This window comes from Conexibacter arvalis (genome assembly GCF_014199525.1).
Classification (GTDB): domain Bacteria; phylum Actinomycetota; class Thermoleophilia; order Solirubrobacterales; family Solirubrobacteraceae; genus Conexibacter; species Conexibacter arvalis.
In genome coordinates, this window is record NZ_JACHNU010000001.1 from 672,938 (window position 1) to 686,218 (window position 13,281).

14 protein-coding genes are annotated in these 13,281 nt (G+C 73.0%); 13 read left to right on the forward strand and 1 reads right to left on the reverse strand.

Features of this window, described 5'->3' with window-relative positions:
• Positions 1–2 precede the first annotated feature (2 nt).
• Together BDZ31_RS03170 and BDZ31_RS03175 are read left to right on the forward strand one after the other, a co-directional pair.
• On the forward strand, positions 3–449 hold the full coding sequence (locus tag BDZ31_RS03170; RefSeq protein ID WP_183338900.1) for a GtrA family protein: 447 nt from the start codon (positions 3–5) through the stop codon (positions 447–449).
• Positions 446–2,335, forward strand: a complete 1,890-nt coding sequence (locus BDZ31_RS03175) for a glycosyltransferase 87 family protein (protein WP_183338902.1) — start codon at positions 446–448, stop codon at positions 2,333–2,335. The genes BDZ31_RS03170 and BDZ31_RS03175 overlap by 4 nt, the downstream gene beginning before the upstream one ends.
• Here BDZ31_RS03175 and BDZ31_RS03180 read toward each other — a convergent pair.
• On the reverse strand, positions 2,273–3,061 hold the full coding sequence (locus BDZ31_RS03180) for a TIGR00282 family metallophosphoesterase (RefSeq protein ID WP_183338904.1): 789 nt from the start codon (positions 3,059–3,061) through the stop codon (positions 2,273–2,275). The genes BDZ31_RS03175 and BDZ31_RS03180 overlap by 63 nt on opposite strands.
• A gap of 57 nt (positions 3,062–3,118) precedes the next feature.
• Between BDZ31_RS03180 and BDZ31_RS03185 the strand changes: the two genes are divergently transcribed.
• The 11 genes from BDZ31_RS03185 (at position 3,119) to BDZ31_RS03235 (ending at position 13,280) form a co-directional block, all read left to right on the forward strand.
• The gene (locus tag BDZ31_RS03185) at positions 3,119–3,904 is read left to right on the forward strand and encodes an ABC transporter ATP-binding protein (RefSeq protein ID WP_183338906.1); all 786 of its coding nucleotides are present in this window, start codon (positions 3,119–3,121) and stop codon (positions 3,902–3,904) included.
• A gap of 9 nt (positions 3,905–3,913) precedes the next feature.
• Positions 3,914–5,257 (forward strand): ABC transporter permease, encoded by a 1,344-nt coding sequence (locus BDZ31_RS03190; RefSeq protein ID WP_183338908.1) that lies wholly within the window; start codon positions 3,914–3,916, stop codon positions 5,255–5,257.
• A 92-nt stretch (positions 5,258–5,349) separates the two neighbouring features.
• A complete protein-coding gene (hemB, locus tag BDZ31_RS03195) occupies positions 5,350–6,333 on the forward strand; it encodes a porphobilinogen synthase (RefSeq protein WP_183338910.1) in 984 nt (327 codons plus the stop codon).
• Positions 6,330–7,415 (forward strand): siroheme decarboxylase subunit alpha, encoded by a 1,086-nt coding sequence (gene ahbA, locus BDZ31_RS03200; protein WP_183338912.1) that lies wholly within the window; start codon positions 6,330–6,332, stop codon positions 7,413–7,415. The genes hemB and ahbA overlap by 4 nt, the downstream gene beginning before the upstream one ends.
• A 13-nt stretch (positions 7,416–7,428) precedes the next feature.
• Positions 7,429–8,721, forward strand: a complete 1,293-nt coding sequence (gene hemL, locus BDZ31_RS03205; protein ID WP_183338915.1) for a glutamate-1-semialdehyde 2,1-aminomutase — start codon at positions 7,429–7,431, stop codon at positions 8,719–8,721.
• Complete coding sequence (locus BDZ31_RS03210; RefSeq protein ID WP_183338917.1) at positions 8,718–9,242, forward strand: hypothetical protein; 525 nt, start codon at positions 8,718–8,720, stop codon at positions 9,240–9,242. The genes hemL and BDZ31_RS03210 overlap by 4 nt, the downstream gene beginning before the upstream one ends.
• 96 nt (positions 9,243–9,338) lie before the next feature.
• Complete coding sequence (locus BDZ31_RS03215; RefSeq protein ID WP_183338919.1) at positions 9,339–10,001, forward strand: Rieske 2Fe-2S domain-containing protein; 663 nt, start codon at positions 9,339–9,341, stop codon at positions 9,999–10,001.
• Between the two features lie 3 nt (positions 10,002–10,004).
• Positions 10,005–10,811, forward strand: coding sequence for a cytochrome b (locus BDZ31_RS03220; RefSeq protein WP_183338920.1), 807 nt, complete (start codon positions 10,005–10,007; stop codon positions 10,809–10,811).
• A gap of 6 nt (positions 10,812–10,817) precedes the next feature.
• Positions 10,818–11,552 (forward strand): c-type cytochrome, encoded by a 735-nt coding sequence (locus tag BDZ31_RS03225; protein ID WP_183338922.1) that lies wholly within the window; start codon positions 10,818–10,820, stop codon positions 11,550–11,552.
• A 10-nt stretch (positions 11,553–11,562) separates the two neighbouring features.
• The gene (gene ubiE, locus BDZ31_RS03230; RefSeq protein WP_183338924.1) at positions 11,563–12,306 is read left to right on the forward strand and encodes a bifunctional demethylmenaquinone methyltransferase/2-methoxy-6-polyprenyl-1,4-benzoquinol methylase UbiE; all 744 of its coding nucleotides are present in this window, start codon (positions 11,563–11,565) and stop codon (positions 12,304–12,306) included.
• Positions 12,306–13,280: a polyprenyl synthetase family protein gene (locus BDZ31_RS03235; RefSeq protein WP_183338926.1), complete on the forward strand. Its 975-nt coding sequence runs from the start codon at positions 12,306–12,308 to the stop codon at positions 13,278–13,280. The genes ubiE and BDZ31_RS03235 overlap by 1 nt, the downstream gene beginning before the upstream one ends.
• The last annotated feature ends 1 nt before the right edge of the window (position 13,281 follow it).

Genomic DNA, 13,281 nt, shown 5'->3' on the forward strand with positions numbered 1-13,281 from the left:
GGATGTCAGAGGAAGCGACCGTCGCCGTCCTGCCGCTCCACCGCCGCCTGCGGCACGGTCTGAGGCACCCCCGCAACTGGCTGCAGCTGGTCCGCTTCGGCCTCGTCGGCGCGAGCGGCTACGTCGTCAACCTCGCCGTCTTCACGCTCGCGGTCCACCCGCTCGGCGTCGGCTACCGCGTCGCGGCCGTGCTGGCCTTCGTCGTCTCGGTGCTGAACAACTTCTGGTGGAACCGCCACTGGACCTTCGCCGCCCGCGACGGGCATGCCGGCTTCCAGGCGGCCCGCTTCTTCCTCGTCAGCGTGATGGCGTTCGGCTTCAGCTACGGCGTGCTCGTCGCGCTGGTCGAGGGCGCCGGCCTGCCGAAGGTGCTCGCGCAGGCGCTCGCGATCGTCGCCGCGACGCCGTTGAACTTCCTCGGCCAGAAGCTCTGGAGCTTCCGGCGATGAGGCGGGCCGCGGCGCTGATCGCCGCGGTCGCGCTGGTGGCGGTGCTGATCTGCGCGCCGCCGTTCGCGGCGCCGGCGGCGGCGCAGAGCGTGCCCGGCGCGACGACCGCCGCGACGGAGGCGATGCCGCCGCCGCTCGTCAAGCCGGCGCAGCTCGGAGCGACGGTGCAGGGGGCGACGGCCGCGACCGCGCCGCCGTCGGGCGCGACGAGCACCCCGACGGAGACCGACCCGAACGCGCTCGCGACGCCGCCGAGCCCGGCGATCCCGCCGCCCGGGCGCCGCCTCAGCGCCAGACAGGCGATCGCGATCGCCGACGCGATCCCGAAGATCAGAGCGGAGGTCGCCGACCACCCCGGCTCCTATCCGACGGCGTACACGAAGGGCGCGGTGCAGTGGCAGGTCAGCTACTTCTCCAGAGATCGCCGCGAGATCGGGCAGGTGCTGATCGACGACCTGACCGGCGAGGTGCGCGAGGCGTGGACCGGCTACCAGGTGCCGTGGACGATGGCCCGCGGCTACGAGGGCGCCTTCGGCCGGCGCGTCAACGCCTGGTACGTGTGGGGCCCGATGTGCCTCCTGTTCGTCGCGCCGTTCGTGCCGTGGCGCCGACGGCCGTCGTGGCTGCACCTCGACCTGCTCGTCCTGCTCTCCTTCTCGGTCTCGCTCGCCTTCTTCAACGACGCGCGGATCGGGCTGTCGACGCCGCTGATCTACCCGCCGCTGCTCTACTTCCTGCTGCGGATGCTGGCGGTCGCGCGGCGCGGCGGCCTGCGCCGCCCAGAGCCGCTGCGCCTGCTCGTGCCGGTCTCGTGGCTCGCGGTCGCGCTTGTCTTCCTGATCGGCTTCCGCGTCGGCCTCAACGTCACCAACTCGAACGTGATCGACGTCGGCTACTCCGGCGTGATCGGCGCCAACAAGCTGGTCGAGGGCGAGCCGCTCTATGGCGGCTGGCCGAGAGACAACGCCCACGGCGACACCTACGGCCCGGTCAACTACCTCGCCTACGTCCCCTTCGAGCGAATCTTCGGCTGGAGCGGGAGATGGGACGACCTGCCGGCCGCCCACGCCGCCGCCGTCGTCTTCGACCTGCTGACGATCGGCGCGCTGTTCCTGCTGGGGCGGCGGATCCGCGGCCCGTCGCTCGGCCTCGTGCTCGCCTACGCATGGGCCGCCTTCCCGTTCACGCTCTACGTCTCGACGACCAACGGCAACGACGCGCTCGTCGCGCTGCTCGTCGTCTGCGCGCTGCTGGTCGCGCAGCGGCCGGCGGCGCGCGGGGCGGTCGCGGCGCTCGCCGGGCTGACGAAGTTCGCCCCGCTCGCGCTCGCGCCGCTGCTCGCGCGCACGCCGGTCGACGCGATCCCGCGCGGAGCGGCGAGCGCCCGCCGCGGCGTGCGGGCCTTCCTCGCGTATGCGGCGGCGTTCGTCGTCGTCGCCGTCGTCGTGATGCTGCCGGTGATCGTGGAGGGCAACTGGCGGACCTTCTGGGACCACACGCTCGGCTTCCAGCGCGATCGCGGCTCGCCGTTCTCGATCTGGGGCCTGTGGGGCGGGCTCGACGTCGTCCAGACGGCGGTCCAGCTGGCGGCGGTCCTGTTCGCGGCGACGCTCGCGTTCGTGCCGCGCCGGCGGACGCTGATCCAGACGGCGGCGTTCGGCGCGGCGGTCCTGATCGCGCTCCAGCTGAGCCTGACCTACTGGTTCTACCTCTACATCGTGTGGTTCTTCCCGCTCGTGCTGGTGGCGCTGCTCGGCCGCCACGACGGCGTCACGTGGCGCGGCGCGCCGGCCGCCGCTCCCGCGACCGCCGGCGCGCCGGGCTCAGCGGAAGCCGGCGGGGGCGGGGACGAGCAGCTGCTCGATCCCGTCGGCGCGCAGCGGTGAGCTGCCGGTGATCACGACCGCGTTGAGCCACGGGTCGACGTCGGAGGGCTCGAAGCGGACCGGCATCTGCGTCACGAGCGCCTCGACCGCCTGCTCGCGCTTGACGCCGATGACGCCGCCGCGCGCGCCGGTCATGCCGACGTCGGTGACGTAGGCGGTCCCGCCGGGCAGGACGCGGGCGTCGGCGGTCGGCACGTGCGTGTGGGTCCCGACGACGGCCGTGACGCGCCCGTCGAGGTGCCAGCCCATCGCGACCTTCTCGCTCGTCGCCTCGGCGTGCATGTCGACGAGGACGTGGTCGACCCTGCCGCGCAGCGCGTGAAGCGCCGCGTCGGCCTCGGCGAACGCCGAGCGGCCGGCTCTCACGTAGAGGTTGCCGGAGAGGTTGACGACGCCGAGCCGCACGCCGGCGCGCTCGACGACGCAGTGGCCGTGGCCGGGCTGGCTCTTGAGGAAGTTGGCCGGGCGCAGGATCTCCGCCCGTTCGTCCAGATATGCGTAGATCGATCGCTGGCGATAGGTGTGGTTGCCGAGCGTGATCACGTCGACCCCGTTGGAGAACAGCTCGTCGGCGAGCTTGGGGGTGATGCCGGCGCCGCCGGCGACGTTCTCGCCGTTGACGACGACGAAGGTCGCGTCGTGCCGCTCGCGCAGCTCCGGCAGCAGGCGCAGCAGCAGGCGGCGGCCGGCGCTGCCGACGACGTCGCCGACGAAGAGGATGTTCATGGCGGCGAGTATGGCGACCTGCACCGCGCCGCGCCGCGCCCCGGTTAGCCTTGCGCGATGCCGAACGCCGGCAACAACGTCGCCGCCCGCGGCGATCGCGACGCAGCCGCGCCGCCGGGGCGCGACGCCGTGCCCGCGCTCGCCGTCGCCGGCCTCGCGAAGCGCTACGGCGAGCGGGTCGCGCTGCGCGACGTCAGCTTCGAAGCCGGCGCCGGCGAGCTGGTCGCGCTGACCGGGCCCAACGGCGCCGGCAAGACGACGCTGCTGTCGATCCTCGCCGGGATCCAGCCGCCCGACGCCGGCACCGTCTCGCGGCCGCCGGGCGAGATCGGCTGGGTCCCCCAGCAGCCGGCCGTCTACTCGAAGCTGTCGGTCGCCGAGAACCTGCGCCTGTTCGCGCGCCTGGAGCGGGTCCGCGACGTCGACGCCGCCGTGCGCGGGATGCTCGAGCAGACCGGCCTCGCCGATCGCGCCGACGACGAGGTCGGCCGGCTGTCGGGCGGGAACCGGCAGCGCGTCAACATCGCGGTCGGGCTGCTCGCCGCGCCGCCGGTGCTGCTGCTCGACGAGCCCTCCTCCTCGCTCGACCCGCGCCAGCGCGAGCGGCTGTGGGAGTTCATCGCCGCGCTCGCCGCGCGCGGCACGACCGTCGTCTACTCGACTCACAACGTCCAGGAGGCCGAGCGCCACGCCGACCGCGTGCTCGTGCTCGCCGACGGCGAGCTGCTGTTCTGCGGCACCCCCGCCGAGCTGGAGGCGGCGGTCGACGGCGAGGCCGCGGCGCGCGGCGCGCGCGACTTCGAGACGTCGTTCGTCCGCTTCCTCCACGAACGCGGGCACTGAGGGGACGGCGTGCGCTGGCTGCTGCTGAAGGACCTCCAGATCCTGCGCCGCTCGCCGCTGCTGGTGGCGCTGCTGATCGTCTACCCGATCCTGATCGCGCTCCTGATCGGCTCGGCGCTGTCGCGCGGCCCGGGCAACCCGTCGATCGCGATCTTCAACGAGGTGCCCGCGGAGCAGCGGACCTTCGAGGTCGGCGGCTCGTCGGTCAACGCCGACGAGTACCTGCCGCAGCTGTCGAGATCGGTCGACGTCGTCAGCGCCGAGTCGCGCGAGGAGGCGATCCGGCTCGTCGAGCAGGGCAGGGTGCTGGCGGCGGTGATCCTGCCGCCCGACATCGCCGAGCAGCTCGCGAGCGGGCGCCGGCAGCCGACGATCGAGGTCGCCTACAACGGCGAGGACCCCGTCAAGCAGCGCTACGTCGAGTCGGTCGTCAAGGCGCGGATGGCCGACGCCAACGCCGCGCTGACGGAGAAGTACGAGCAGGTCACGCTCAGATACATCGACATGCTGCGCGACGGCGGCGAGCTGACGATCCTTGGGCGCGAGGTGCCGATCCTTGGCCTGCGCGACTCGAGACGGATCCTCGACTCCGTGATCGCGACGCTTCCCCGCGACGCGCCGGAGCGCACCGCGCTCGACCAGGTCAACCGCTTCGCGACGCTCGCGATCCAGAACCTCGGCGTCTCGACCGACGTCCTGCGCTCGGTCGGCGAGCCGATCGCGGTCAGACAGACGGTGATCGGCGGCAGAAGGACGCCGCTGGACGACTACGCGATCGCCGTCGCCGCGGCCGTGTCGCTGCTGTTCCTGACCGTCCTGCTGGCGGCCGGGCTGCTGGCGCTCGAGCGCGAGGAGCACGCCTTCTCGCGGCTGGTGCGCGGGCTCGTCTCCAAGCTCGGGCTGCTGGCGGAGAAGGTCGGCCTCGCCGCACTCTGCTCGCTGCTGGTGACGCTGGCGCTGCTCGTCGGCCTCGGCCTCTTCTTCGTCGAGCTCGACTTCGCGCGGATGCCGCTGTGGCTCGCGGCGCTGGCGCTCGGGTCGACCGCCTTCGCGGCGCTCGGGGTCGCGCTCGGCGGGCTGGCGCGGGAGGTGCGCGCCGCGTCGCTGCTCGCCTTCCTGCTGTCGCTCCCGATCGCCTTCCTCGCGCTCGTCCCGGCCGGCTCCGTGTCGGGCTGGGCCGCCGACGCGATCGCGGTCGTCTGCGCCCTGTTCCCGTTCAAGGCGACGCTGCAGGCGCTCGACGTCGCGCTCAACGACGCGCCCGAGAGCTTCGCCGCGCCGCTCCTGCACCTCGCGGCGCTGACGGGGCTCTACGTCGCGATCGCGCGGCTGGCGCTGCGGCGCTTCGCCTGAGCGCGAGCGGCCCGGAGCGGGCCGACGGTGTCCGGTCAGCGCCCGCCGGCTCGGCGCGAGCGCGCATCCGCTCGCCGTTATCCTGGCCAGGAATGGCCTTTCCCCTCACCCGCATGCGCCGCCTCCGCCGCACCGGCGCGCTGCGCGGGCTCGTGCGCGAGACGCAGCTCGACGCGGGCGACTTCATCCTCCCCTTCTTCGTGACCCACGGCAGCGACCGCCGCGAGCCGATCGCCGCGATGCCCGGCGTCGAGCGGCTGTCGATCGACCACGTCGTCGCCGCGGCCGGCGAGGCGGCGGCGCTCGGCATCCCGGCCGTGATGCTGTTCGGGATCCCCGACCACAAGGACGACGACGGCTCGGGCGCGTGGGACGACGAGGGGATCGTCCAGCTCGCGACGCGCGCGATCAAGCGGGCGCACCCCGACCTGCTCGTGATCCCGGACCTCTGCCTCTGCGAGTACACCAGCCACGGCCACTGCGGCGTCCTGCGCGCCGACGGCCACGTCGACAACGACGCCTCGCTCGAGCTGCTCGCGCGCACCGCCGTCTCGCAGGCGCGCGCCGGCGCCGACGTGATCGCGCCGAGCGACATGATGGACGGGCGCGTCGGCGTGCTGCGCGGCGCGCTCGACGAGGCCGGCTTCGCCGACCTGCCGATCCTCGCCTACTCGGCGAAGTTCGCCTCCGCCTTCTACGGCCCCTTCCGGGAGGCGGCCGTCTCGACGCCGGCCTTCGGCGACCGCCGCAGCTACCAGATGGACCCCGCCAACGGCGACGAGGCGCTGCGCGAGGTCGCGCTCGACGTCGAGGAGGGCGCCGACATGGTGATGGTCAAGCCGGCGCTCCCGTACCTCGACGTGATCCGCCGCGTCAAGGAGATGACCCGCCTGCCGGTCGTCGCCTACAACGTCAGCGGCGAGTACGCGATGGTGAAGGCCGCCGCGGCGGCCGGCCACCTCGACGAGCGCGCGACGGTGCTCGAGACGCTCACCGCGATCCGCCGGGCCGGCGCGGACGTGATCATCACCTACCACGCCAGCGACGCCGCCCGATGGCTCCAGGAGGCGACATGACCGACGCCGGACAGGCGACCCCGAAGCTCCGCAGCCGCAGATACGGCGCCGCGATCCCGCTCGACGAGCTCGACAGACGGCTGCTCAACCTGATGCAGGGGAAGTTCCCGCTGCAGCCGCGCCCGTTCCGCGCGGTCGCCGAGCTGGCGGAGGTCGACGAGGCGACCGTCCTGCACCGCGTCCAGCACCTGCTCGACCAGCGCATCATCCGCCAGGTCACGCCGATCTTCGACACGCGCGCGCTCGGCTACGAGTCGATGCTGGTCGCCGCCAAGGTCGACCCCGACAACCCGCACCGCGCCGCGAGAGTGATCAACTCCCACCCCGGCGTCTCGCACAACTACCTGCGCAACCACGACTTCAACATGTGGTTCACGATCGCGACCGAGCCCGACTCGAAGCTCGGCCTCGAGGGGACGCTCGACGTGCTCGCGCGCGAGGCGGGCGCCACCTCGGTCCGTCAGCTGCCGACGCTGAAGCTGTTCAAGATCCGCATGGACCTGGAGATGGAGGGCGACACGAGAGCGCTCGCCGCCCAGGCCGTCGCCGCCGATCCGGTCGAGCTCGAGCCGCAGCCCTACGACGACTTCGACGTCGCCGTGATCCGGGCGCTGCAGGGCGACATGCCGGTCGTCGAGGAGCCGTACGCGCCGGCGGCCGCGCAGCTCGGCGTCACGCAGGAGCGGCTGCTCGACCACCTCGCGGGGATGCAGGAGCGCGGGCTGCTGCGGCGCGTCGCCGCGATCCTCTTCCACCGGCGGGCCGGCTTCTCCGCCAACGGCATGGGCGTCTGGAAGGTGCCCGAGGCGCGGATCCTCGAGGTCGGCCGGCAGATGGCCGCCGTGCGCGGGATCTCCCACTGCTACCAGCGTCCGACCTACGAGGACTGGCCCTACTCGGTCTTCACGATGGCCCACGGCCGCTCGAAGGAGGAGTGCGACGCGATCCTCGACTCGATCGCCGAGACGCACGGCATCAGCGAGCGCGCGACGCTCTACTCCTCGACCGAGTTCAAGAAGATCCGCCTGCTCTACTTCACCGACGAGTTCAAGGCGTGGGAGCGCGAGCACGCCGGCGTGTGACACGCTGCCGCGCATGCCAGAACCGACGCTGAACGACGCCCGCTCGGCCGCGCTCTATGCCGAGGCGCTGCGGGTGCTGCCCGGCGGCGTCAACTCGCCGGTCCGCGCGATGCGCTCGATCGGCCGCGATCCGATCTTCGTCGCCGGCGGCGAGGGACCGGAGATCGTCGACGTCGACGGCAACCGCTACCTCGACTACGTCTGCTCGTGGGGGCCGCTGATCCACGGCCACGCCCATCCCGTCGTGCTCGACGCCGTGCGCGAGGCGGCGGCGCGCGGCACCAGCTTCGGCGCGCCGACCGCCGGCGAGGTCGAGCTGGCCGAGGAGGTGGCGGCGCGGATCCCGTCGGTCGAGATGGTGCGGATGACCTCGTCGGGCACCGAGGCGTCGATGAGCGCGCTGCGGCTTGCCCGCGCCGCGACCGGCCGCGAGACGATCCTCAAGTTCTCCGGCGCCTACCACGGCCACGTCGACGGGCTGCTGGCGGAGGCCGGCTCCGGCCTCGCGACGCAGGGGATCCCCGCCAGCCCGGGCGTCCCGGCCGCCGCGACGGCCGCCACCGTGATCGTCGGCTGGAACGACGCCGAGGCGCTGCGCGCGGCGACCGAGCGCCACGAGCTGGCCGCGATCGTCGCCGAGCCCTATCCGGCGAACATGGGCCTCGTGCCGCCCGCGCCGGGCTTCCTCGAGCTGCTGCGCGAGCGCGCCGACGCCAACGGGGCGCTGCTGATCTTCGACGAGGTGATCAGCGGCTTCCGCGTCGCCCGCGGCGGCGCCCAGCAGCTGAGCGGCGTCACCCCCGACCTGACCGTGCTCGGCAAGGTGATCGGCGGCGGGCTGCCGGCGGCCGCGTACGCCGGCCCGCGCGCGCTGATGGAGCGGGTCGCACCCGCCGGCGACGTCTACCAGGCGGGGACGCTGTCGGGCAACCCGCTCGCCGTCGCCGCCGGCCTCGCGACGCTGCGCCTGCTCGACGACGACGCCTACGCGCGGCTCGCGGCGACGACCGAGCGGCTCGCGAGCGGGCTGCGGGCCGCGGCCGCCGACGCCGGCCGCGCCGTCCACGTGACCGCGGCGACCGGCCTGCTGACCGTCTTCTTCGGCGCGGGGCCGGTGCGCGACTACGCCGACGCCGCGGCCTGCGACCGCGACGCGCACGCCGCCTGGTGCCGCGAGCTGCTCGCGCGCGGGGTCTATCCGCCGCCGTCGCAGTTCGAGGCGTGGTTCCCTTCGCTCGTGCACGACGACGACGCCATCGACCGGACGATCGAGGCGGCTGCGGCCGCCTTCGCCGCGATCGCATGACCGCGCTCGACGACCTCGGCGCCGCGCTGCGCGCGGAGGGCGGACTGCTCGCCGCCGCGCTGGCGCCGCCGGCCGCTCCCGACCCGCATGCCGAGCTGGTCGCCGCCGGCCCGCGCGCGCGGCAGGCGCCGGCCGAGTACGGCCTCGTCTTCGCCGCCGTCCGCGAGGGCTACCTGCTCCACTACGGCGACGGCCGCGTCGTGCGGCCCGACGATCCCGACCTCGGCCTGCTCGGCGGCGACCGGCTCTACGCGCTCGGCCTCGCCCGGCTCGCCGCGCTCGGCGATCTCGAGGCGGTCGCGGAGCTCGCCGACCTGATCTCGCTCTGCGCCCAGGCGCACGCCGACGGGGACGTCGAGGAGGCGCGACGGCTCGCCGACGCCGCCTGGGCGGCGGCCGCGACCGCGGTCGGACATGGCCCGAGCGACGCGCACGCGCGCGCCAAGGATGCGGCCCGCTCCGGGGACGCCGACGCGCCCGCCTTGCTGCTGGCAGTTGCCGACGCGCCGGATCGCCCATAGCTGTCGGGTCGGACGCAACCCGTGCGACGCGTGGTGGTGTTCAATCGCTATGGTTCCCGCCGCGATCCATCCGGGTCGACGAAACGGACTCTGAACGTGACCGACAAGCACAAGAAGACCTCCCCCTACACCGCCGATCGCGGCATCCCCGGCGCGTTTGAGGGAGAGACCGTCACCCGGCGCCGGTTCATGAACGTGACCGCGCAGGGCCTCGGCGGCGTGGCGGTGGCCGCCTTCGCGCTCCCGGCTCTCGGCTTCGCCATAGGGCCGGTCTTCGAGCGCACGAAGATGCAGTGGCAGGACCTCGGCCCGCTCGGCGACTTCAACGACGAGGAGTACATCCCCCGCGTCTTCACGATCGTCAACGGGATCGGCGAGGCCGGCAAGACGACCGCGTATGTCCGCCTGCGCAACCCTGAGATCGACACCGAGCCCGAGGACCAGTACAACCGGGTCATCGCGATTTCGACGCGCTGCAACCACCTTGGCTGCGCCGTCCGCTTCACGCCCGCGGCCGGCAAGTTCCTCTGCCCCTGCCACGGCGGCGTCTACGACTTCCGCGGCCTGCGCGAGGGCGGTCCGCCGGTCCGCCCGCTCGACCGTTTCTACACGAGAATCGAGAACGGCACCGTGCTCGTCGGCGCGCGCTACAGCGTCAACAGCGAGCTGCGCCGCTTCTCGCCGCGCGACCCGGGCCAGCCGCTCGACGGCATCGGCCAGTACCTGTACCCGGCCCGCTTCTCGACGCCGGAGAAGTAGTCCATGCCCAGATTCAGAATCCCCACGCCCACCGTGCCTGCGGCGCTCCAGCCGAAGCCGAAGCGCCCCGGCTCCGCCCAGGGCCCGGCGACGCCTGCCGAGCAGGCCGCCGAGGGCGGCATCCACGTCGTCGACTGGATCGACGAGCGCACCTCGCTCTCCGGCGGGCTGCGCTGGATGATGTTCCGGAAGGTGCCGAAGGGGACCAACTGGTTCTACACGCTCGGCTCCGCGACGATGTTCGCCTTCCTGTCGCAGGCCGTGACCGGGATCTTCCTGGCGATGTACTACGACCCGTCGCCGACGCGCGCGTACGAGTCGGTCCGCTACATCGTCAACGACGCGTTCCTCGGCGAGTTCGTCCGCGGCATGCACAGATGGGGCTCCACCGTGATGGTGATCCTCGTCTTCCTGCACATGGCGCGAACGTTCTTCTTCGGCGCCTACAAGTACCCGCGCGAGCTGAACTGGGTCATCGGCGTCGCCCTCCTCATCCTGACGATGGCGATGTCGTTCACCGGCTACCTGCTTCCGTTCGACCAGCGGGCCTACTGGGCGACGATCGTCGGCGTGAACATCAACGGCACCGGTCCGCTCGTCGGTCCGTACCTGTCCGACTTCCTGCGCGCCGGCCCGGAGTTCGGGGCGACGACGCTCTCGCGCTTCTACGCGATTCACATGATGCTCGTACCAGGTCTCATCGCCGCGCTGATCGGCGCGCACCTCTACCTCGTCGCGAAGCTGGGCACGACCGCCCCGCCGTGGCTGAGAGCGAAGACCGAGACGAAGCTTGACGAGGACGAGGTCTGATTCGCGATGAACCAGCTCGAGAAGGAGCAATACCTCCGCGAGTACGCGCAGCTGAAGGCGCAGGGCAAGCCCTTCTTCCCCTACGCGATCGCGAAGGACTCGGCGATGGCGGTGATCACCCTCGCCGTCATCATCATCATGTCGATCGTCCTCGGCGCCGAGCTCGGCCCGAAGGCCGACCCGACGACGACGACCTACGTCCCGCGCCCAGAGTGGTACTTCTTCTTCCTGTTCGAGGTGCTGCGGATCATCAAGCCGCCGGAGTACGTCCCGATGGCGACGATCGGCGTGCCGACGCTGTGCATGATCCTGCTGTTCCTGCTGCCGTTCTACGACCGCGGCGCGGAGCGTCGGCCCGAGCGTCGTCCGATCGCGACGACGGCCGGCATCCTGACGATCTTCGCGATGGCCTACCTGACCTTCCTCGGCGCGAACGCCGGCTCCCCGAACGAGATCGACATGGCGCCGCCGTCCGATCTGAAGGGCGCCGCGCTGACCGAGTGGAACGAGGGCCGTCTCGTCGTCGCCCAGTCCGGCTGCCTCGCCTGCCACCAGATCGGCGAGAACGGCAACCACGGACCGGGTCCGAGACTGACCGACATCGCGAGAAACCTCCCGGCCGCGGCGATCGCCGAGACGCTGCGCAACCCCACTGCGCCGATGCCCTCCTTCGAGAGACTCGCGCAGGAGGAGCCGGAGAAGTTCGACGCGATGGTCGCCTTCCTCGGCTCGCTCAAGTAGGACGCCGCCGATGAGCGGCGGCAGCGTCGAGCCGGGGCCGGCCGCCGGCCGGCTGGAAGAGCCGCAGGTGCGCGCGATGTTCGACCGCATCGCGCGCGTCTACGACCGCATGAACTCGGTCATGACGGCCGGCCTGCACCACAGGTGGCGCGGCCGGGCCGTCGACCTCGCCGCGGTCGCCCCGGGCGACCGCGCCCTCGACGTCGCCTGCGGGACCGGCGACCTGTCGCTGGAGCTGGCGCGCCGCGTCGGGCCCTCCGGCGCCGTCGTCGGCTGCGACTTCTCCGAGCAGATGCTCGTGCTGGCGCGCGAGAAGGCCGCCAAGCAGCCGGACCTCGGCGCCGACCTGCGCTTCGAGTGGGCCAACGCGCTGGAGCTGCCCTACGAGGACGGCCAGTTCGCGGCTGCCACCGTCGGCTTCGGCGCCCGCAACTTCTCCGATCTCGAGCAGGGCCTGCGCGAGATGCGCCGCGTCGTGCGCCCCGGCGGCAAGGTCGTCGTGCTGGAGATAACGACGCCGACGCGCCCGCCGCTGTCGACCTTCTACCGCGTCTGGTTCGACCGGATCGTGCCGGCGCTCGGACGCGTCGCCGGCGACAGCGACGCCTACACCTATCTCCCGAGCTCGGTCCGTCGCTTCCCCGGCCCGCAGGAGCTGGCCGCGACGCTCGAGCGGGCCGGCTTGACGAGGATCCGCTACGTGCTGACCGCCGGCGGGATCATCGCGACCCACGTCGGCGAGGTCCCAAGCTAGTGGCGACCGCGGCGACGCTCGACGCCGTCGTCCGTGCCGCCGGGCCGCAGCTCGGCCCCATGATGGAGCGAGTCGAGGCGCGGCTCGCCGCGCTCGCGAGCGGCCACGGTCCCGTGCTGGCGCGCCATGGCGGCGCGACGATCGCGGCGGGCGGCAAGCGCCTGCGGCCGCTGCTCGTCTTCCTCGCCGCCGGCGAGGAGGCCGCGACGGCCGCCGACCGGCTCGTGCGCGCCGCGGCGGCGGTCGAGCTGATCCACAGCGCCAGCCTCGTCCACGACGACGTGCTCGACAGAGCGCCGCTGCGCCGCGGCCAGCCGACGGTCGTCGCCGTCGCCGGCCGCACGGTCGCGACCGCGACCGGCGACCTGCTCTTCTCGCGCGCCTTCGCCGAGGTCGCCGGCGGCGGGGAGATCGCCGACGTGCGCGCCCTCTCGGCCGCCAGCTCCGCGTTGGCGGCCGGCGAGCTGATGCAGCGGGCCGACGCGTGGGACGTCGGCGTGCCGCTGGAGCGCTACGTCGAGCGCTGCGAGCTGAAGACCGGCAGCCTGTTCGAGGCGGCCTGCCGGCTCGGCGCGCTCGCCGTCGGCGGGCCGGCAGACGAGCTCGCCGCCTTCGGGCGCCGGATCGGTCTCGCCTTCCAGCTGCTCGACGACGTGCTCGACGTGTCGGGGCCGGCGAGCCGCACGGGCAAGGCGCGCGGCACCGACCTGCTCGACGGCACCGTGACGCTGCCGCTGATCGTCGCACGCGAGCGCGATCCGCAGCTGGCCGCCGTCGATCTCCAGGCGCTCGACGGCGAAGCTGCCGCCGAGGCGATCTGCGACCGCATCGCGGCGACCGGAGCGTTGGTCGAGGCGAAGCGCCGGGCGCTCGACGTCGTGGCCGAGGCGAAGGCGCTGCTGCCGCGGCTCTCCCCGCGCCAGCGCGCGACGTTGGAGCTGGTCGCCGACGGCGTCGTCGAGCGCTACGCCTGAG

Coding starts and splice junctions, on each gene's coding strand:
- BDZ31_RS03170 (WP_183338900.1), top strand. CDS start 3: ATGTCAGAGGAAGCGACCGTCGCCGTCCTGCCGCTCCACCGCCGCCTG.
- BDZ31_RS03175 (WP_183338902.1), top strand. CDS start 446: ATGAGGCGGGCCGCGGCGCTGATCGCCGCGGTCGCGCTGGTGGCGGTG.
- BDZ31_RS03180 (WP_183338904.1), bottom strand. CDS start 3,061: ATGAACATCCTCTTCGTCGGCGACGTCGTCGGCAGCGCCGGCCGCCGC.
- BDZ31_RS03185 (WP_183338906.1), top strand. CDS start 3,119: ATGCCGAACGCCGGCAACAACGTCGCCGCCCGCGGCGATCGCGACGCA.
- hemB (WP_183338910.1), top strand. CDS start 5,350: ATGGCCTTTCCCCTCACCCGCATGCGCCGCCTCCGCCGCACCGGCGCG.
- ahbA (WP_183338912.1), top strand. CDS start 6,330: ATGACCGACGCCGGACAGGCGACCCCGAAGCTCCGCAGCCGCAGATAC.
- hemL (WP_183338915.1), top strand. CDS start 7,429: ATGCCAGAACCGACGCTGAACGACGCCCGCTCGGCCGCGCTCTATGCC.
- BDZ31_RS03210 (WP_183338917.1), top strand. CDS start 8,718: ATGACCGCGCTCGACGACCTCGGCGCCGCGCTGCGCGCGGAGGGCGGA.
- BDZ31_RS03220 (WP_183338920.1), top strand. CDS start 10,005: ATGCCCAGATTCAGAATCCCCACGCCCACCGTGCCTGCGGCGCTCCAG.
- BDZ31_RS03225 (WP_183338922.1), top strand. CDS start 10,818: ATGAACCAGCTCGAGAAGGAGCAATACCTCCGCGAGTACGCGCAGCTG.
- ubiE (WP_183338924.1), top strand. CDS start 11,563: ATGAGCGGCGGCAGCGTCGAGCCGGGGCCGGCCGCCGGCCGGCTGGAA.